Below are 18,683 nucleotides of genomic sequence, written 5' to 3'. Positions count from 1 at the left end.
TATTGACCCTTAGCTACGAATTTTCCAGACTAACAATATGCCTGTAAGTTGCACTCGCTGTAGCCGCTTCATCACCAGTAGATATATTCTTATAATTGCCTGTAAGCCTACCTGCTATACACTTCACATATTAGCCGGTCAAACAAATGAAATCGTATTATTAACCTGACTACTGTCAATAGGATGCATCAAAATATTTGATTGCTAAGTGCAAATCTCGGAAATTAAGTGAATACCAATCGGCGATTGTATTTCCACAAGGCTACGCATTACGTTAAATATAAGAAAAAAAACAGGCTGTACTAGCATTGAATGGCTTTAATTTGCTGCGGCGCATTATTGCTCAGGTAGCCGTATCTATAGGTAATGTGACCTCCCATATTCTTCCTCCAGTTTCTATAATGTATACATGGTTGTCAATCATCAGCGCATCAGTAGGTCCTCTCAAACCATCTACAACCCTGTAGCAGTATACGATGTAATTATCTAGCTCAGGCTTATATTCCATTTCCATGCGAATGAGATCTCCTCCCAAAAGAGAAAGCCTTCTCATCAGGCTTGACTGTGCGCCAAATGAATAGCTTAATACAAAACCATTCCCTTTAAACGGCGCTGCCAGCAGACTGTCCTGATCAAAGAATAATCCTAAAGGAGAACGGTGACCGGTAAAGGTACCCACCGCTTCTCCGGTATCGTCACCATCCATGACTTCACCAGTCTTTACATCACGGTAAAAGTTAGCATCAGGGCCATAATTCAATACCGGGGGGGTGATCTCTAATGCCGCAGGCTTTTTTGGAAACTCAGGGTCAACCTTGAAATAGTTGTTATTATAAGCATATGCCGCGGGATTGATAAAAGGGTCTTTGTCTAGCTCAGGTTCCCAGTCTGCATATTGCTGAGGATTGTCAGTATTGCCCATTCTCCAGGGAAAACCATAATGATGCCCTTCCCTGAGCCAGAACATATCTTCCGGATGGTCATAATCAGATGAGTTGGATACTGCGAACAAATGTCCTGCCGGCGAGAAGTCCAGGTCATAGGCATTTCTCACACCATCGGCAAAGAGGTACCCTTTTTCTGCCAGAAAAGTAGAGTCATCTTTGAGGACTATATCTTTGCCATCAACTGGCAACCGGAAAATGCAGGCGGTCAGGAAAGACTCTCTCAGACCGGGGTAGAGGTCCCCATTATCCTGCACTTCACCGTGATCGGTACGCGCCCCGCTGTTTACATACATGTATTCACCATCCGGGCTGATTGCGATGCCATTAAACTCATGGCTGTACAAAGTCTTGGGCTTGCCATAAAGCTCTGTAATCGCCAGCGTATCCCAAAGATATTTTCCTTCATGGCTCAGTTCCCCCCGCATCACGATGCCTTTGGTAGCAGTATTACCGTTATAATATTTATTGCCTACCAAAAAGATATTACTATCCTGAAAATGCATGCCCTGCAGTGACTCTACACCATGATCCTCCACTGAGTACACTTTCTCATCATAGAGAGAGTCCTGACTCCTGTATATCCTGTGGATATCCCCTTTCATGGTATTATAAAAAAAGTCTCCGGTAACAGGGTCAAGGCAGAGGCGGATGCCTCCTCTTTCTATCGCCATAAAAGGTTTCACACTTACGCCTTCTGCCAGCGCCTTAACATCTCTCCCGTCAATAGAATTTCCCTGTACTTTGGCGGTAGATTCTGACTGTTTACAAGCTGTAATTAGCGCAAAGCAGAATAACAGCACCCACGGTAATTGGCTATTCATTTGAAAGATATATGATACGATGGTCTTTTTACTCTACAATCCAGTAGGGACGGGAAATTCCATTGAGGTCATAAACTACATCACCTGCACGGATGGTGAGTTCGCATTGTAGCTTTTGTGTGCCATCCATTCTGTACCCTCCCGAGTCAATAAAGCCAAACTCTCCTTCCTGCAGGCTGAATACTGCGATATCGGCTATCGCTCCTTCACTCAGGTGGCCCAGCTCTTCGCGGTGGATCACCTGAGCAGGTTTCCAGGTAGAAGCTGTTATTACTTCTGCCAGCGACATCTCCATGTTCAGAAACTTGGACATGATATTGAGTTGATCTTTCATCCCCGCATTCATACTGCCGGTATGCAGGTCAGTGCTGATTGTGTTAGGACGAAAGCCCTCTTTCAGGGCGGGAATTGCCTGACGGAAAAGGAAGCTTCCTCCACCATGCCCTACATCAAAAATGATTCCTCGCTCCTGGGCCTCATATACGTAGGGTCTTACATGCCCTCTTTCATCTACTACAGGTATTCTGCCCGGCACATGTGCGAAAGTGTGCGTAAAGATATCACCGGGGCGTAGCTTCTCCATAAATAGGGTCTCAAGCGAAAGGGGCGGGATATGCCCGCCAAAGTCAATCATCACCGGTACGTTGGCCATCTCACCGGCGATTACTGCCTGCTCTACCGGCTTCCATTCCGGACCTGCGTAATGGGCTACTTTTACCCCTACAATCTCAGGGTAGCGCTGCGCCATCATGCCGGTCATCTTACCATCCATATCGTTTAGATTCTGCTCATAAGGCCCTCCTTTCATGCCAGAGCCTACAATATTGAGGAAAGAAAGCACCCTTGTTTTGGACTGGTCTATGGTTTGTTCCTTAAAAGTATTGAAGTTTTTCCAGCCAGCTCCCCCCACATCTACAATGGTAGTTATGCCTACCCGGAAGGTAAAACCATCAGGAGGAAGTGCAGTAAAGCTATTGCTGAGGTAAGCATCCGGCTCAGTACCGTGAAAATTATGGGAGTGGATGTCAATGAGGCCGGGGGTAACATATAAGCCACTGGCGTCAACTACTTTTTCTGCCTCAGCCTCGGAAATATTTTTCGCTACCCGGGCAATACTGTCTCCGCTGACAGCAATGTCCATTACTTCGTCAATATTATTTTTAGGGTCTATTACATGCCCTCCTTTGAGGAGAAGGCTATAGTTTTGTGCCTGGATATGGGTGGCCAGCAGGCAGAAGAACAAAAGAAATATAGGTAATTTGATTCGCATGGTGTAGAGTATATAGAAAAGGTTAATAAAAGGGAAAACAGGCGACAAAGACCGGAAGCGGGTGCCAGGTAGCGGACATATACGCTAGCCAGGCTCCTGCCTCCGGTCTACGAAAAGACTAAGTACTTGCCTCGGAGAGTGCCTGCTGAAGACGAGTGGCTACAATCCTTTCCTGCCCGGGACGCATCATCCAGGTGGTTATGCTGATAGAATCCTTACCACCACCGGCGACTTCTATTGAAGGATGACCGCTGCGCAACACTTCTTTGAGCTCATCGCCGGAGATCTTTACTTTTTTAGTATTCCAGGAGACCCCTAGGGTAGGTACATGATTAGCAATCGGAGGAACATGTATATCAGTGGTGACCCCTTTCACAGACTTTGCGGCATCAGCGATATGGGCCACCTGATCTTCCCATAGCTTCCACTCTTGGTCCCGGTCACTATTAAGAAAAGCTTCCAGTGCGGCCCACATGCCCAGTATCTCTTCTTTGTTGATCTTCATCCCTCTACCAACAGTGTCCCCCCTGGGAGGAGCACTAAGTCTGGCAGCGGCAATCAGGTCTTTTTTACCAAGAAGTAAGCCTGCACTCTGTGGCCCTCGCAAGCCTTTACCCCCAGAGAAACAAACCAGGTCGTAGCCCATTTGGGTATATTTCCATAGGTTTTCTACAGGGGGTACATCAGCGGCGCAGTCGTTCATAGCAGGAATATCATGTTTCTTGGCTACTTCCAGCCATTCTTCTACACTGATCTCTCCATTGGGCTCAAAGGTGTTGATGTAGAGCATCATGGCAGTGTTTTTATTGATGGCTTTTTCCAGCTCTTCTTTGGTTTCTACTTCTACGACTTTCACCCCACAGTTACGCACAGCATGGGCATAGCCAATGTTATGTGCTTTCTGAATGATAACTTCTGTCTTCATGCCGGTGCCTTCCAGGTGAGGAATTTGTGCTGCTTTCTTAGGATCCATGCCAGTGAGCACACCTGCCATGCCAAAGGTCATGGCAGAAAAAGCCCCGGAAGTGACCGTAGCAGCTTCACATTTTAGCATTTGTGCGATTCTTTCGCCCACTTTATCCTGTAGCTCATCCAGCATTACATAGTGCTGGGAAGCATAGTTATAGGCATCCTTCATCTCTTCGCGTAGCAGCGAGCCGGTCATGGCCGTATAAGTGCCTGCTGCGTTGATGAAAGTGCGTACTCCCAGTTCGGCAAAATAGTCGCGGTAGAGAGGAGCGGCTGTTGATGCCATTACGGAAGTGAAAGGGGCGCTTCCTCCTATAATGCCGCCCACCAAGGGTAGGGCAGAGAGGCGTTTGATCAATTGTCTTCGGTCTAGCATAAGGGTAATTGTTAGGTTTTGGGAATTGGGATTTTGGGAGTAGGGGGTTTGAATGTTTCTAAATTCCTCCTCCCAAATCCTAAAATCCATTTACACAGAGGCGATGCAGTCAATTTCTACCAGTGAATCTCCGGGTACGCCCCCGTAAGTAGCTACTGTAGTACGAACAGGAGGATTGTTTCCAAAGCGTCCGCGATAGACCTCGTTCATAGCGGTATAGTCATTCAGGTCAGCCAGGTATACATTTACTTTTACCACCTTATCCATTGAAGAACCTGCTTTTTTAAGCTCTTTTTCCAACTCATTGAGGACGTGATCAGTATGCGCTTTGATATCTCCCTCAAAGTGAGCACCCTTACCGGCTACGAATACAAATCCTCCATGCTTGACAGATCCTGAAAATAGCGGTACTTCCTGGCCGGGTTCTGTGTGAGGGCTGAAAGTCTCTTTCGTGGAAGGAGTTGTTTCGCTCTTTGCCTGTGCAGCTACACCCAAGCCTGCTACTCCGGCCAGTGATGCCATCATTTTCTTTAAAATAGATCTACGTTGTGATTTCATATCATTAAATTTTTAGCATTGGTTATATTAAAAAAATTATTTAAGACTATTGAATCCCCATCAACTTATACTGCTGTTTCCAGTACCTCTTTAATGCGTCTTGCTACAATCGGAACATGCGCTGGCTGAAGTGTTACCACTGCGATTTGCAGTCCATCGTCTCCGGCAGAGGTCTCAATTCTGGGCTCTCCCGCTCTAAGCGCTTCCACTACTTCATCCGGCTTTATTTTTATTTTGTTCTGATCCCACTTCACACGCAAGCCGGGAAATACATTGGCACGGCCCTTAGGAATATGTGTCTCACCTATTACTCCTGACACGCTTTCTACTTTTTTCGCAATATCTTTTACCCGGCCCATCCATTCTTCCCACTCTTTTTCATGGTCTTTTTCCAGATAATGCTTCAGGGCTGCATACATTCCAAAAATTTCCTCTTTGTTGACCTTCATAGACCTGCCAATAGGACTCTCATGGGGTGAGAAATTCAACTTGGCTGCTTCAATTAGATCTTTACGTCCATACAGAAGGCCGGCGCTTTGCGGACCTCGGATCATCTTTCCTCCTGAGAAAGTGACCATATCAAAGCCCATTTTCTGATATTTGAAGAGGTTTTCAAGCGGAGGTACATCGGCAGCCGCATCAATAAAAGATGGAATATTGTTGCGCTTGGAAATGGCCACAAATTCTTCGTGGCTAATGCTATCTTCAATACCATACCAGGAGACCGCAGCATTAAAGAAAAGAGACATTACGGTACGTTCGTTGATGGCTTTTTCCATTTCCTCAGCACTCTCTACTTCTATCAGCTTTACTCCTGCGCTGCGTACTGCCTGATCAAACACATAACGGTGTTTTTTCTGGATGATTACTTCTGGCTGAGGGCCGGGCAGATTAGGAATTTGTCTGATCTTCTCCATATCCATGCCGGTAATGGCTGCTGCCGTGCCGATGGTGAGGGCGCAGGCAGCGCCTGAAGTTACCATAGCGGCTTCTACTTCCAGCATCTCTGCAATTTTTTCTCCTACTTTGTCTTCCACCTCATGCATATTGGCAAAGTCATGCGCAGTAGCATTGATCGCGGCTAAGGCTTCCGGTTCCATGAGAGAACCTGATAAAAAGGTCATAGTGCCGCGGGCATTGATCAAAGGCCTTATGCCCAGTTCTTTGAATAAATCTTGTTTTACTGATACTGCTGCTGGTGTAGCGGAAGCAGATTGGATAGGGATACCACTGCCCACTATGCTACCTAGCAAGGGTAGGCTGGCTAAGCGTTTGAGAAGATTTCTTCTATTAATCATGATTCAATTTTATGGGTAGTGTAGATTAATTTTCTCAATTTTATATTATTCTGCAAGTTTCTGTAGGATTACTATGTTTATTCCTTTTGCAAAGTTTTTCTTACGGCACTTACTTCTTCCGTACTTACTTCACTGGCCTTATTTCCAAAGTTCTGTCGCACATAAGTTAGCACTTGGGCTACATCCTCATCACTCAGAAAGCTGTGCTGAGGCATCAGGCTATTATAAGGCTTTCCTTTTACTTCTATAGGCCCTTCCAGACCATTCAAAACTACTTCAATCAGCTCTTTTTTATCTCCCAACACCCACCTGGTGCCTACTAAGGTAGGAAAACGCTGAGAATCGCCCTGCCCATTGCGCTGATGACAGGTAGCACAGTAGGTATTGAATAGCTTGGCTCCCTCTACCGCCACTCCTCTATCCAGATTGTCCTCTATCTCATCGGGCGTTCTGATATGGGATAGAGATTTTCTTTCTTCCATGCTGGCCAGCTGGGTTTTTCCAAACACATTTTTATCCCCTTTGTACATCACACGCCAGATTTTTCCTTTTTCAGTTTCTCCAATATACAAAGATCCGTCGGGTCCCATGGAAATGCCCATTGGGCGGTAAATCGCATCACTTACATTGACAATAGGGTCAACTCCGGCAAAGCCATCGGCAAAAATCTCAAAATCTCCGCTTGGCGCGCCATTCTCAAAAGGGATGAAGGCGACGATGTAACCTGATTGCGGGTAAGGGGCTCGGTTGGTAGAACCATGAAAAGCCACGAAAGCACCTTGCTTATAACGTTCAGGAAACTGCTCACCGGTATAGAAAAACAGATCATTAGGGGCCCAGTGGCCGGGAAATCCCATAATAGGATCATCACAATCGCTGCAGCGGCCTACTTTATTACCATCTCCTCCGTATTCGGGAGCCAGTACTTTTTTCTCCTGCATCTGATCATAATAACAGTAGGGCCAGCCAAAATCAGAACCTTGAGTAACTTTTAAAAACTCTTCAGCAGGAAGTAAAGCACTCTCCCAGGATGAGAATTTCTGAGGCCATAAGCGCAGCAAATCATCTCTGCCATGCATGACCAGATAAAGGTTTTCATCCAACGGGTTCCACTCCATCGCCACCACACTTCTGATTCCGGTAGAAAACATTTCTCCATCTGCCTGGGTAAGGTTGGTTTTGTTTGCATCAAAACGCCATACTCCTCCGTGGTCTGCCAACTGTGGGCATGGGTCTATTCCGGGAGCGTTGGGCGTTCTTTTAGGGTCCTGGCAGGCATTGGAAGGAGCACCAAAAGGAACATACAAATAACCTTCGTTATCAAAGGCGATTGGTTTGGCAATATGCTCATGCATACCATGCTCATGATCATCAGTGAGTACAACTTCCATTTCACTCGTAGGCACCAGATCGTCGGTATCGAGGGCATAACGATAGACCATCAACTCAGTGCTAAAGTAGAGGTAGTCGTTATGTATTCTCATCGAGGTACCGTAGCCTCTTTCCCGATGGGTTTCGCCAAAGGTTTGAATGATATCTGCCTTCCCGTCCTGATCGGTATCACGCAAAGCTGTAATGGAAGACTTGCCGTCTGAAAATCTGTTTTTGACATAAACATCGCCATTATCCCGTACTGCCAGATGCCGGGCTCGAGCGGGGAGGCTATCCACGAGTACCACTGCTTCAAAGCCGTCGGGCAGATAAAGACCACCATTTTCGGGGTCAGAGGGAGGTAAATTACTGTTTTGCTGACATTGGGTGAAAGCAACAAGCACTAAAAGCGTAAGGATAAAATTAAAGCACAAGCCAGAGTTCAGGGAATTCATAAAATGTGTAAAAGCAATTCTGTGTAAATAAAGGTATAAATTCAATGATTAGCGGTCTTCTGTAAAGATTATTTGATGTAAAATATCATTTTTACAGGATTTTTGGCTATAAAAAAACAAGTTCGTTTTCGGAAAATATCCAAAGCTCTCACTGTTCAATATAGGAATTAAATTAGGAATAAGACTATCAAATAATGAGACTATAAAAAGGATAACAAATATTGGTGTAATGATAAATATTGTATATAGAGCCAATAGTAAAATCTTATGTGTGTTTTATATGTATTAATAAATTTATATCTTGTAAACATAAGCATTGATGAAATACAAGGCAAGAAAATAATATGTTCTGGGTAAAATTCTACTATATTTCAAATACTGTAGAGTCTATAAATTGTATTTATCATATATATCGCAAAATATGCTAACTATAATTTACTTTTGCTTTTTTGCAATTAATAAGATTTTACTGGCCAAAATTTGAATTAATCAAATGAATTAATCAGTGGCATTGATAAAATATTTTTACGCATTTTATTAATATTTGCAAATAATATTCGCAATAAGCTCAATGGTTTTATCAGTTTGACAAGTTTTCTACTAGAAAACTATAAATCATCTTTTTTATAGGATAATATTAGGAGCATGCCCAAATGTGTACGTTACCACTTTAAATGAATTTGAATTATTCTAATATACAGGTGGTGGGATAGCTAATGAAGGCTGAAATTTTATCAGTAAAAGCCTTATTTGGAAATTTCTAAATCAAAAGTCAGCATCTGCCGCTGGAAGCTGGCACATAATTTTGCCGTTTCTCGTAATTTTGCCCTATCTTAAGCACTGCTCTTAATTTGACAATCTATGGAAATCCGACTTAACCAAGTTTCTGAGCTTGTAGGAGGCCTGGACCATGTAGAAGGGGTGGCTGTACATCCGGATGGGCATATCTGGGCAGGAGGAGAGGCAGGACAAGTTTATAAGGTTGCCCCTGATGGCAGTCATGTAGAAGAAGTAAGCAATACCGGAGGCTTTGTATTAGGAATTGCCTTTAACCCTACCGCTGAGTGGCTGGCAGTCTGTGATAACAAGCAGCACTGTGTCTGGAAATATGAGCTAAGTAGCGGTAAGTTGACTAAGTTTGCCGAAGGCGCAGAAGGGCATCAGTTTAATATCCCAAATTATCCGGTGTTTGATAGTCAGGGAAACCTTTATGTAAGTGAGAGCGGGGCTTTTCGGCAAAAGACAGGAAAGATTCTCAGGTTTGGTGTTGACGGCAAGCATGAAATATGGCATGCGGGACCATTTAATTTTGCCAACGGTCTGGCTATATCTCCCGATGAGCAGACCCTCTATGTAGCCTGTACCTGGCTGCCCGGTGTTGAGCGTATTCCTATCCTCCGGGATGGTCGTGCGGGTGAGCGCTCGGTTTTCGTGACTTTACCGCAAACCTGTCCTGATGGTTTGGCTTTTGATGCTGAGGAAAATTTATACGTTTCTTGCTACGCTCCTAACAGAATTTACAGAGTTACGCCTCAGCAGGAAGTTCAGCAGTTGGTAGATGACTGGGAAGGACACACTCTCTCTAATCCCACCAACATTGCCTTTGGAGGTCCTGACTTTGATCAATTATATACTTCAAATTTAGGAAGATATCATATTAATCAGATTAATTTTGGCGTGAAAGGCGCTCCTTTAGCTTGCCATAAGTTAGCCTCGGGGCAGCCTTTATTTCAGTAAAGCAGGCGTATGCATTTTTTATTAAGTATTAACTTTTAACCAGGCCCTGAATCCTGATCTGTCATCAGGTCCGGTTTAACTCAGGGTAAACATTTAACGACAAACTCATGGAACACCAGGGCAGAACAGCCATTGTGACCGGTGGCAGCAAGGGAATAGGAGCTGCCAGCGTAGAAGTTTTTGCAAGAGAAGGTGCCAATGTCATCATTTTAGATGTAGATGAGGCCCAAGGCAATGATGTAGCGTCTAAGGCAGGAGAGAAAGTTGTTTTTATCAAATGCGATGTTTCTAAAGAACAGGAGGTCAAAGCTGCGATAGCCAAGGGCGTTGAAAAATTCGGGCAGATCAACTACCTGGTCAGTAATGCAGGGATACAGCGTTATTCTACCGTAACGGAAACCAGCGAAGAGGAGTGGGACCTGGTTATGGATATCAACCTAAAGAGTGCTTTTCTCTGTGCCAAACACGCTATCCCCCATATGCAAAAAATTGGTAAAGGAGTAGTAGTAAATGTTTCCAGCGTACAGGCTATGATCAGTCAGGGGAATGTTTGTCCTTACGTGACTTCCAAGACCGCTATGATCGGGCTTACCCGCAGCATTGCGGTAGACTATGGTCCTCAGGTACGCTGCGTGGCTGTCTGCCCAGGCTCTGTGGATACGCCCATGCTGCGTTGGGGCTTTGAACAGTCGCCTGATCCGGAAATTCCCTATCAGGAGTGTGTAGATATGCACCTGACCAAGCGTATTGCCCAACCCATTGAAGTTGGAGAGTTTATCGCCTATCTGTGCAGTGACAAAGCGGCTTTTATGACCGGGCAGGCCTACCGAATTGATGGCGGGCTGGGTGTGATGATACCAGGAAGTAAAAGATAATTCCTCTTGCTGAACACTGGGTTTTGTCTTATTTTCTACACCCTAATGCGCTCTAAAGCTTAGCAGTGATGAAATAGTACTAATTTCTAATAAGTATTAATATTGTAAATATTAGGGGTTTTTGATATGGATATTGTCAGTAAAATAGGCTTATGATAAAATAATTCGTAAAAAAGTGAACTTTGTGCTCGGGGATTCTCGTTTAATACACTGATTCAAAACACAAAGTTATGGATACTAAAAGAAGATTTGAAATCGCTATTAAAGTGACGTTGGTATGTGCAGCATGGGCTGCTTACTGCGTTGTATGATATTTTATTTTGATAAAACAATACTGAAAGCGCTCCTGGAGGGGCGCTTTTTCTATTTTAAGCTCATAATGGAGCGCGAATATGGATTAATTCATCCGTTTTGATACTCCGGTTCAAACAAAGAAGCCTCACAGCTCAGTACCTTTCTTGGGCATAGCACTTACTTTATCAGCGCATTCATTACAGATTAGAGTATTGGTGCTTTTTTTCTGTTTTTATTGGGTTCCCCTTCATAATTTTAACGATATATTTTAATTGGTATAAGTATCAGCGATTTGCCCAAACTGCTCACTATTCATGTCATTTGGTAGATTTTACATCTTGCTCAGTATTATTTGCATAATATTATCGTATAATTTCAGTTTTGCCCAAAAAGATACGCTGTCACTTTTGAGTGAGTGGAACAATCAAAAGCTAAAGCCTGATTTTACCTCTGATACTACTTCCGTATTGCTTCTTCAGCAACTTGCTGAGCAGTATATGTTTGATCAACCCGACAGTGCGCTTGTTTTTTGCGAAGAAGCTCTGAAACTGGCTCAACAACAAGGGTACAAGATAGGTGAAATGAAAGTCCTGTATGTTTTGGGGAAAGCATATTATATCAAAGGATCCTATAACATGGCTTTGGAAAATAATTTCAAGGCTTTGGAGTTGAGCAAGGAACTGAAAGATAAAGCTGGCTATGTAAGAGGTTTGAATACAATCGGCCTGGTTTATATCGGGCAGCATAATTACAGTGCCGCTCTTAAAGAACTCTTTAATGCGGCAGAGCTCAATATTGCGCTAAAGGACAGTGCCCAGCTTATCAAAAACTACTTTAATATAGGGCTTTGCTATGACGAAACCTCAAACTACGACAGTGCGATTTTTTATGTAAAAAAAGTAATTCTGATAGCAAAAAAAATCAGGGATTACCGCATGATTGTCATGAGCCACAACAGGCTGGGAGAGATCTATTTCCATATGAAGAAGTATACAGAAGCCCTGGCCTACTACCAGAGAGTTTTGCAGGATACCTCATATCGCAGTAAATGGGAAAATAGCTTCGCCTATGCTGGAACGGGGCAAACCTATTACGCGCTGGGAAAGTATCAGCAATGTGTGAATAATGCCTTAAAAGGCTACGAATTTGCTCGCGACATGCATGCCAAGTGGGATATGGAAAGAGCATTGCGGATACTCTCGGATGGCTATGCTGCCCTGGGAAATTTTGGTCAGGCGTATCACTACCATACACTCTACAAGGCTTACAGTGATAGTTTATACAGCGAGGCTAAGGAAAGGGAAATTAACTTTCTGCACTTACAGCAGAAAGAAGCAGAAAACCAGCAACTCGCGCGCGAAAACCAATTACAGCAGCAGGAAAATCGTCTGAGCAAACTCATTATTATCATTATCAGCATAGTAAGCCTATTCTTCATCATTGCAGCCTCTTTCATTTATCGCAATAATCGGCAAAAGCACCAGTTGAATAAGTTGCTGATAGAAAGAAATGCAGATATCGCTTCGCAAAAAGAAAAAATAGCTGAGCAAAATGAGGAGTTAAGTGCCTTAAATAATACCAAAGATCAACTATTTTCAGTTATCAGCCATGATCTGAAAAGCCCTTTTGCCTCAATCATGGGAACCTTTGAATTGATAGGAGAAGGCTTACTTGATACTAGAGAACAAAAAATGGTGCTCAAAGAACTTCACCGAAAAGTTTCAAGTGTTTCAGAAATGCTAAATAACCTTTTGTATTGGGCTAACAGTCAGCAAAAAGGAATCAGTGCGGTATTCCTGAAAGTAAACTTACCAGTAGTAGTGGATAGTATTCTCGCTGTGTCAAATATTCTGGCCCATGAGAAGAAGGTATGCATTCAGCACGCCTCAGACCGTTCCAAATTTATTTATGCAGACCCGGATCACGTAAAGATTATTTTACAGAATATTATTGGCAATGCTATCAAGTTTACTCCCGCCGGAAGGGACATTCACCTCTTCTACTCTGAAGACGATACTTATTTTGCGGTACATGTAAAGGATAGTGGTGTGGGCATACCTTCTGATAAGCTGGATAAAATATTTGTGGAAACCGGCCAAAGCATTTCCAGCAGAGGCACTAATCGGGAAAAAGGTACAGGCATAGGGCTGATGCTGGTGAAACAGTTTGTTCATGGCAATAATGGAAAGCTGGAGGTCAGGAGTAAGCCAGGAGAAGGGTCGGAGTTTGTCGTATATTTTAAGAAATATATCGGACAGAAAGTGATGGGAGAATTGGAGGCATACTCTAAAAGTGGATAAGTATTGCCTTTAAGCTTTTCTTAGTAGGTAGGGTTTTCATACCAGACCACACCTAAGCCGCCTTCGCTTGCACTGTTGTTATTTTCTTCTGAAGTGAGCACATCAAGATCACTATCCTGATCCATATCAATAAGCACTACAAGATCGTACTTGATCCCCTCCAGGCTGCTGATGGGGTGAAACTGTTGGGTTTTGCCATCTCGCCAAATGACACCATTTTTATTTTCAGCCCCTTCAAAACTAAGCGCTATATCCTCTGTGCCATCCTGATTTATATCTCCTACACTCACAGCTTTGCCCCGGCTTCCGGCTATGTCCGGATAGGCAATAGTATCGGCCTGCCACCGTCCCGCTGCGCTTCGCTGAAAATGTAAAAGCCCTGCTTTTAAATCAGGAGCATAAATGCCTCCTGCTTCTGTATGTGTTAAAAACATAGGCTCGCCCTCTTCTAAACCAATCGTATGGCTTTTCCAATGTGCTTTAAGCGCCTGAGTATTTCCAGGATTTTTGAGCCAACGCACGCCTCTGTGATCACCGTAGCGGTCAGAGATAAGCACATCTCTCCAGCCGTCATTATCCATATCAAGGCTTAGAATAGACATAATCCAGCCGGCAGGGCTGATCTCGTGAAACTGCCAGGCCGCTACATCCCGTGGATCAGCAGGTGCCTCCAGCCAGCCCAGCGTAGCGTTCGGATCTTTGGAGCCTACCACCAGGTCCAATCCATTTTTACCATCTACGTCCATCACCATGCCGAACATCCAACGCGTTTTGCCGATGGTGGAAGGTACATCTACGGACCGCCAATATTCGCTCTGCTCATATTTAACCTGATCTGCCGGAGCCCAGTGAAAAGTAATGCGCTGCTGCTTTCCCTCACTTAACGTAACAATATCGGCAAAACCATCTTCATCCAGATCGGCGAGCAGGGCATCTTCTACCTGCGGGGCAGGCACTTCTACAAAAGGCCAGTCCAGCTCCGTATTGGCAGGGTTTAGATACAGGCGGGCAATGTTGCCCTGCTCCCAGCCACAGATGATGTCTGCAAAATTATCTTCATTGGCATGATACAGTTTAGTGCCATCAGCGCCAAAAGAAGTGCTGTCAATCGTGTGCATTCTCCAGGATTGCTGAGCAAAAGTAGAAAAACTAATAAGTAGGAGGAAGGTAACACAAGGTATATTCATGTATTGCGTAGCTTAAATTTTTCAGTAATGTTTCTCAAATCTTTTGGAAGCCTACCCACAACTTCCTGGGCAATATCTGCCGGTATGCTACCATAAAAAGCCTCAGCTATACCCCCGGCAATACAAGCCTGGGTATCACTGTCGCCTCCCAGCGAAACCGCCAGTCGCACACTTTCTTTAAAACTTTTGCTTTCCAGAAAGGCTATGATCGCTTGCGGTACAGAACCCTGGCAACTTACATCAAAATGATACTGTGGTCTGATTTCTACCAGCGTTGTGCCCAGATCGTAGCCAAAGTTTTCCTCAATATAAGCTTTGATTTCGGATTTGCTATTGCCTTTTCTGGCAAGAAAGATCGCTGTTGCAGTGGCTTGTGCGCCTTTGATGCCTTCGGGATGATTATGCGTAACCGCCGCGCTTTTTTGGGCTTCCTCTAATACCTGATCCAGTTTATCAAATGCCCAGCCTATCGGACTTACCCGCATGGCGGAGCCATTGCCCCAGCTGTTGTAAGGCTGAGGATCTTTGTCAAAAATCCAATGCATAAAGTTGCCTCCATATCCGGCATCCGGATATTTGCGCCCGTATTCCTGCAAGCTAGCCGTATAATCCTTATCATTAAGGAGGCAATCCGCTACAGCTACCGTCAGCACCGTATCATCAGTGAAAGTGGAGGCAGGCTGAAAAAGCGGAAAATCTGTTCGTTTGATAGGAGCAGCTTCATAGACTGAGCCTATGATGTCTCCGGCAATAGCACCTAACATAATCAGAGAAGTTTAGCAAGCAATATAAATGGATAATAGCCGGGAGCTAAAGGATGTTTGCTGTGATCTTGCTAATTTTGTGTACCAATTTGATAAAGAGGCGCAATGGTTAAGCAAATGTATCATGAAGAAAAGCAGCGGTGCAGGCAGCGGATGAATACCCTGGGGGCAAATGGTACGCCCTTTCTCTTTGCGATTGATTTCCTGATCAAGAAACCTATCATAATTCCATTGCAGGAAATTGATAGGGGCCAACTACTTTATAATTTTGACGGTCGTACCAACGCTTCTCATTCATCTGCCGCTACGGAATTGAAACCGCTTGTTTTTGAGAAATTTCCGGTTGACTTTGCTACGTATCAGCGTTCTTTTAACACGGTAATGCATCATCTGAAAGCGGGGAATTCTTTTCTGGTCAACTTAACTTTGCCTACGCCCATCGCGATCAACCGTAGCTTGGTAGAGGTCTTTTACCAAAGCAAGGCACGCTATAAGTTGTGGTACAAAGATCAGTTCGTGGTTTTCTCCCCTGAGTCTTTTATCAAAATCAGAGGCAGAGAAATTTCCTCCTATCCCATGAAAGGAACGATTGACAGTAGCATCCCCAATGCCCAGGAAAAACTGCTGTCAGACCCTAAAGAGATGGCGGAGCATGTGACCATCGTGGACCTTATCCGGAATGATATGAGCTATTTTGCCAGTGATGTCCAGGTGAAGCGCTTTCGCTATGTGGAAGAAGTAGAGACTTACAGAGGTAAACTTTTGCAGGTGAGCTCGGAGATTTGTGGACAGCTTGCTGAAAATTATCGTGAGCAATTAGGAGATATTTTGATGAGCATGCTTCCGGCCGGTTCTATCAGTGGCGCCCCTAAGCCTAAGACACTGGAAATCATCCGCGAAGCGGAAGGCTATGAGCGTGGCCACTATAGCGGTGTGATGGGTATTTTTGATGGACAGAATGTAGACAGTGCTGTGATGATTCGTTTCATAGAAAAGCAGGGGAGGCAGTATGTGTATAAAAGTGGAGGGGGCATCACTGCGCGCAGCCGGGCGGAAACCGAATATCAGGAGCTAATTGACAAAGTGTATGTGCCTTTTGCTTGAATCTATCTGCGTAGAAAATGGAGAAGTCCAACTGCTCCACTATCATGAGCAGCGCATGAACCGCAGCCGTAAAGATTTATGGGGCCTCAATAAGGAAATTAGCCTATCGGGAATCATTTCTCCTTTGCTCAGCAAATATGCTCAGGGTTTATACAAATGTAGAGTGCTCTACCAGCATGAGGTTAAGCAGCTAGAGTTTGTGCCTTACCAGCGTCCCCAGATTAATAGTCTTAAGAAAGTATACAGTCATGAGGTTGACTATACTTATAAATATGCTGAGCGAGAGTCGCTGACTTCACTATTTCAACAAAAAGGAGAGTGCGATGATATTCTGATCATCAAAAAAGATGTGGTGACGGATACTTATTTTGCCAATATCCTTTTTAGCCAGGGAGGCCGGTGGTATACCTCAGAGCAGCCTTTGCTGAACGGCGTACAGAGACAGTTTCTGCTGGATCAGGGAACCGTGAAAGAAAAACAGATTTTGGAGAAAGATTTAGGGCAGTACAGCCATTTCAAATTCGTCAATGCTTTGAACCCATTTGATCTATCCCCTTCACAGCCGATCAGCCGGATTTTCTAAGGGCTTCTTATATTTGTCTGAAAATTTAATTTTTGGCCTTAATAAAAATATCATGCCTTTATCAACGCCCTCTCTGGTGCATCAGCAACATTTTACAGTACGCTCTTATGATGTGGATTTTCAGCGCCACTTACGTACAGATGTGCTGTGCGGCTTCTTTCAGGAGGTAGCCAGTGAGCATGCGCTTAAGCTGGGCGTAGGATACCAACAACTGGATGAGCAGCAGCTATTCTGGGTGCTATCCCGCCTCCTCTTACAAATCACAAAGCTTCCAAGGTGGCATGAGGAAATTATCATTGAGACCTGGGCCAAGGGCACCGACCGCCTCTTTGCCCTGCGAGATTTTGTAGTACGTAATGGGCAGGGTGAAATACTCATTCAGGCTACTTCTTACTGGCTGATGCTGAATGCTAATAGCCGTCGCCCTGTTCGCCCGGATAGCTTCTTTGCCCGATTGAAGCATGAAGCACACGCAATAGATGAGCCGATAGAGAAACTGGAGAGTACAAAAGCAAAGCTTAGTTATACGGAAATTGCCAGGTACACCGAGCTGGATCACAACCAGCATGTGAACAACATTCGCTATGTAAGCTGGATGCTCAATAGTTTTCCGCTGGACTTTTTCTCTCAACACGAATTACAAACCTTGCAGATCAATTTTCAATCTGAACTGAGAGAAGGGGACAGTGTAGAAATTTACAGGCATGAAATACAGGCAGAAAAGTTCCTGATCAGCGGTTACCGCCAAGGCGAGGAGCAGGCCAGTTTCAATGGGAAGTTGCAGTGGAGGCGAAAGTAATTTTTCCTTGAGAGAAGCTTACTTCTCTTTATTCAGTTTTGAAAGCAATTCGTCTTCCTGTATTATCTCCAATTGGTTCTGGATATTCAACTCAAAAATATCGGGACGAGCATAATGTCCGTCCACATCAAAGTCGAGTTTGGCAGAGATAATATCTTCTAAAGTAATTTCCGCGCTTAGCACACCCGCCTGATCGTATAATGGTCCGGCCAGTATTTCACCCATAGGAGAGATGATGACACTGCCCCCTCTGCACAGCACCTCTTCCTCACTTTCTACCAATTCCTGATAGGCTTCCGGATACATGCTTCTCTTGAAATACTGATTGCTGGCCAGGACAAAACAGCGGCCTTCCAGCGCGATATGCTGCATTGTCGCCTGCCATCCCGGGCGTGCATCAGCAGTAGGCGCAATATAAATTTCTACCCCTTGCCGGTACATACTCATGCGTGCCAGCGGCATATAATTTTCCCAGCAGATCAATCCTCCTATTCTGCCGATCCGGGTTTGCATACTGATGAGGGATTCTCCGCCCGCCTCGGCCCAGATTACTCTTTCCTGTCCGGTAGGCTTGATTTTGCGATGCACACCCATCAGCCCCACTTTGGGAGAGATATACAGAAGTGAGCAATACAAACTTCCATTTCGGTTATTTTTCTCAGTAAGGCCTACAGCCAGATAAACCTGCTGTTCTTTAGCAAGTTTTTCAAGCCTGAGGAGATCATTACTTTCTACATCCACAGCATTTTGGTGGTATTTGGCATAGAGTTTACGTCCCGCTTCGCTGCGGCTTCCTACTTTAGTGCCAAAAGCAAAAGCCCGAGGATAGCCGGGGATAAAAGATTCGGGAAAGACGAGTAGCTGACAGCCTTCACGGGCATACTTTTTTGTAATTGATTCTACCTTTTGAAGGCAGGCTTCTTTGTCAAAAAAGACCGGACTATCCTGTACTATGCCTACTTTTATTTTTGCCAA

At 44.5% G+C, this 18,683-nt stretch carries 15 protein-coding genes; 6 read left to right on the top strand and 9 right to left on the bottom strand.

Features of this window, described 5'->3' with window-relative positions:
- Positions 1 to 343: 343 nt before the first annotated feature.
- The 6 genes from OKW21_RS25155 to OKW21_RS25130 form a co-directional block, all read right to left on the bottom strand.
- Complete coding sequence (locus tag OKW21_RS25155) at positions 344 to 1,768, bottom strand: PQQ-dependent sugar dehydrogenase (protein ID WP_277484982.1); 1,425 nt, start codon at positions 1,766 to 1,768, stop codon at positions 344 to 346.
- A 28-nt stretch (positions 1,769 to 1,796) separates the two neighbouring features.
- A complete protein-coding gene (locus OKW21_RS25150; protein ID WP_277484979.1) occupies positions 1,797 to 3,038 on the bottom strand; it encodes an amidohydrolase/deacetylase family metallohydrolase in 1,242 nt (413 codons plus the stop codon).
- Positions 3,039 to 3,156: 118 nt separating this feature from the next.
- Positions 3,157 to 4,383, bottom strand: a complete 1,227-nt coding sequence (locus OKW21_RS25145; RefSeq protein WP_277484977.1) for a DegT/DnrJ/EryC1/StrS family aminotransferase — start codon at positions 4,381 to 4,383, stop codon at positions 3,157 to 3,159.
- 90 nt (positions 4,384 to 4,473) lie between these two features.
- Entirely contained in the window at positions 4,474 to 4,941 is a 468-nt protein-coding gene (locus OKW21_RS25140) for a RidA family protein (protein ID WP_277484975.1), read from the bottom strand.
- Positions 4,942 to 5,006: 65 nt separating this feature from the next.
- Positions 5,007 to 6,239, bottom strand: coding sequence for an aminotransferase class V-fold PLP-dependent enzyme (locus OKW21_RS25135; RefSeq protein ID WP_277484972.1), 1,233 nt, complete (start codon positions 6,237 to 6,239; stop codon positions 5,007 to 5,009).
- A 77-nt stretch (positions 6,240 to 6,316) separates the two neighbouring features.
- Positions 6,317 to 8,065: a PQQ-dependent sugar dehydrogenase gene (locus OKW21_RS25130; RefSeq protein WP_277484970.1), complete on the bottom strand. Its 1,749-nt coding sequence runs from the start codon at positions 8,063 to 8,065 to the stop codon at positions 6,317 to 6,319.
- A gap of 861 nt (positions 8,066 to 8,926) precedes the next feature.
- Here OKW21_RS25130 and OKW21_RS25125 point away from each other — a divergent pair.
- From OKW21_RS25125 to OKW21_RS25115, 3 genes are all read left to right on the top strand, one after another.
- The gene (locus tag OKW21_RS25125; protein ID WP_277484968.1) at positions 8,927 to 9,802 is read left to right on the top strand and encodes an SMP-30/gluconolactonase/LRE family protein; all 876 of its coding nucleotides are present in this window, start codon (positions 8,927 to 8,929) and stop codon (positions 9,800 to 9,802) included.
- A 107-nt stretch (positions 9,803 to 9,909) separates the two neighbouring features.
- Complete coding sequence (locus OKW21_RS25120) at positions 9,910 to 10,677, top strand: SDR family NAD(P)-dependent oxidoreductase (protein WP_277484967.1); 768 nt, start codon at positions 9,910 to 9,912, stop codon at positions 10,675 to 10,677.
- A gap of 608 nt (positions 10,678 to 11,285) precedes the next feature.
- Positions 11,286 to 13,271, top strand: a complete 1,986-nt coding sequence (locus tag OKW21_RS25115) for a tetratricopeptide repeat-containing sensor histidine kinase (protein WP_277484965.1) — start codon at positions 11,286 to 11,288, stop codon at positions 13,269 to 13,271.
- 20 nt (positions 13,272 to 13,291) lie between these two features.
- Here OKW21_RS25115 and OKW21_RS25110 read toward each other — a convergent pair whose 3' ends face one another.
- Both OKW21_RS25110 and OKW21_RS25105 read right to left on the bottom strand, forming a co-directional pair.
- On the bottom strand, positions 13,292 to 14,458 hold the full coding sequence (locus OKW21_RS25110; RefSeq protein WP_277484963.1) for a VCBS repeat-containing protein: 1,167 nt from the start codon (positions 14,456 to 14,458) through the stop codon (positions 13,292 to 13,294).
- Positions 14,455 to 15,222 (bottom strand): ADP-ribosylglycohydrolase family protein, encoded by a 768-nt coding sequence (locus OKW21_RS25105; RefSeq protein ID WP_277484960.1) that lies wholly within the window; start codon positions 15,220 to 15,222, stop codon positions 14,455 to 14,457. The genes OKW21_RS25110 and OKW21_RS25105 overlap by 4 nt, the downstream gene beginning before the upstream one ends.
- Before the next feature lie 105 nt (positions 15,223 to 15,327).
- Between OKW21_RS25105 and OKW21_RS25100 the strand changes: the two genes are divergently transcribed.
- The 3 genes from OKW21_RS25100 to OKW21_RS25090 are packed head-to-tail and all read left to right on the top strand — an operon-like array spanning position 15,328 to position 17,708.
- A complete protein-coding gene (locus tag OKW21_RS25100) occupies positions 15,328 to 16,326 on the top strand; it encodes an aminodeoxychorismate synthase component I (RefSeq protein ID WP_277484959.1) in 999 nt (332 codons plus the stop codon).
- The gene (locus tag OKW21_RS25095; protein ID WP_277484957.1) at positions 16,319 to 16,909 is read left to right on the top strand and encodes an aminotransferase class IV; all 591 of its coding nucleotides are present in this window, start codon (positions 16,319 to 16,321) and stop codon (positions 16,907 to 16,909) included. Before OKW21_RS25100 ends, OKW21_RS25095 begins: the two co-directional genes overlap by 8 nt.
- Before the next feature lie 52 nt (positions 16,910 to 16,961).
- Positions 16,962 to 17,708 (top strand): acyl-[acyl-carrier-protein] thioesterase, encoded by a 747-nt coding sequence (locus OKW21_RS25090; protein WP_277484955.1) that lies wholly within the window; start codon positions 16,962 to 16,964, stop codon positions 17,706 to 17,708.
- Positions 17,709 to 17,726: 18 nt separating this feature from the next.
- Here OKW21_RS25090 and OKW21_RS25085 read toward each other — a convergent pair whose 3' ends face one another.
- Positions 17,727 to 18,683, bottom strand: coding sequence for a carbon-nitrogen hydrolase family protein (locus OKW21_RS25085; protein WP_277484953.1), 957 nt, complete (start codon positions 18,681 to 18,683; stop codon positions 17,727 to 17,729).

Source organism: Catalinimonas alkaloidigena (genome assembly GCF_029504655.1).
In the GTDB taxonomy this organism is placed as follows: domain Bacteria; phylum Bacteroidota; class Bacteroidia; order Cytophagales; family Cyclobacteriaceae; genus Catalinimonas; species Catalinimonas alkaloidigena.
The sequence above is the reverse complement of the archived record's forward strand: the minus strand, read 5'-3'. Positions and strand labels throughout refer to the sequence as shown.

Bases quoted from the DNA above. Each gene is read 5' to 3' on its own strand.
- OKW21_RS25125 (WP_277484968.1), top strand. From the start codon at position 8,927: ATGGAAATCCGACTTAACCAAGTTTCTGAGCTTGTAGGAGGCCTGGAC.
- OKW21_RS25150 (WP_277484979.1), bottom strand. From the start codon at position 3,038: ATGCGAATCAAATTACCTATATTTCTTTTGTTCTTCTGCCTGCTGGCC.
- OKW21_RS25135 (WP_277484972.1), bottom strand. From the start codon at position 6,239: ATGATTAATAGAAGAAATCTTCTCAAACGCTTAGCCAGCCTACCCTTG.
- OKW21_RS25110 (WP_277484963.1), bottom strand. From the start codon at position 14,458: ATGAATATACCTTGTGTTACCTTCCTCCTACTTATTAGTTTTTCTACT.
- OKW21_RS25115 (WP_277484965.1), top strand. From the start codon at position 11,286: ATGTCATTTGGTAGATTTTACATCTTGCTCAGTATTATTTGCATAATA.
- OKW21_RS25140 (WP_277484975.1), bottom strand. From the start codon at position 4,941: ATGAAATCACAACGTAGATCTATTTTAAAGAAAATGATGGCATCACTG.
- OKW21_RS25120 (WP_277484967.1), top strand. From the start codon at position 9,910: ATGGAACACCAGGGCAGAACAGCCATTGTGACCGGTGGCAGCAAGGGA.
- OKW21_RS25100 (WP_277484959.1), top strand. From the start codon at position 15,328: ATGGTTAAGCAAATGTATCATGAAGAAAAGCAGCGGTGCAGGCAGCGG.
- OKW21_RS25130 (WP_277484970.1), bottom strand. From the start codon at position 8,065: ATGAATTCCCTGAACTCTGGCTTGTGCTTTAATTTTATCCTTACGCTT.
- OKW21_RS25155 (WP_277484982.1), bottom strand. From the start codon at position 1,768: ATGAATAGCCAATTACCGTGGGTGCTGTTATTCTGCTTTGCGCTAATT.
- OKW21_RS25090 (WP_277484955.1), top strand. From the start codon at position 16,962: ATGCCTTTATCAACGCCCTCTCTGGTGCATCAGCAACATTTTACAGTA.
- OKW21_RS25105 (WP_277484960.1), bottom strand. From the start codon at position 15,222: ATGTTAGGTGCTATTGCCGGAGACATCATAGGCTCAGTCTATGAAGCT.
- OKW21_RS25145 (WP_277484977.1), bottom strand. From the start codon at position 4,383: ATGCTAGACCGAAGACAATTGATCAAACGCCTCTCTGCCCTACCCTTG.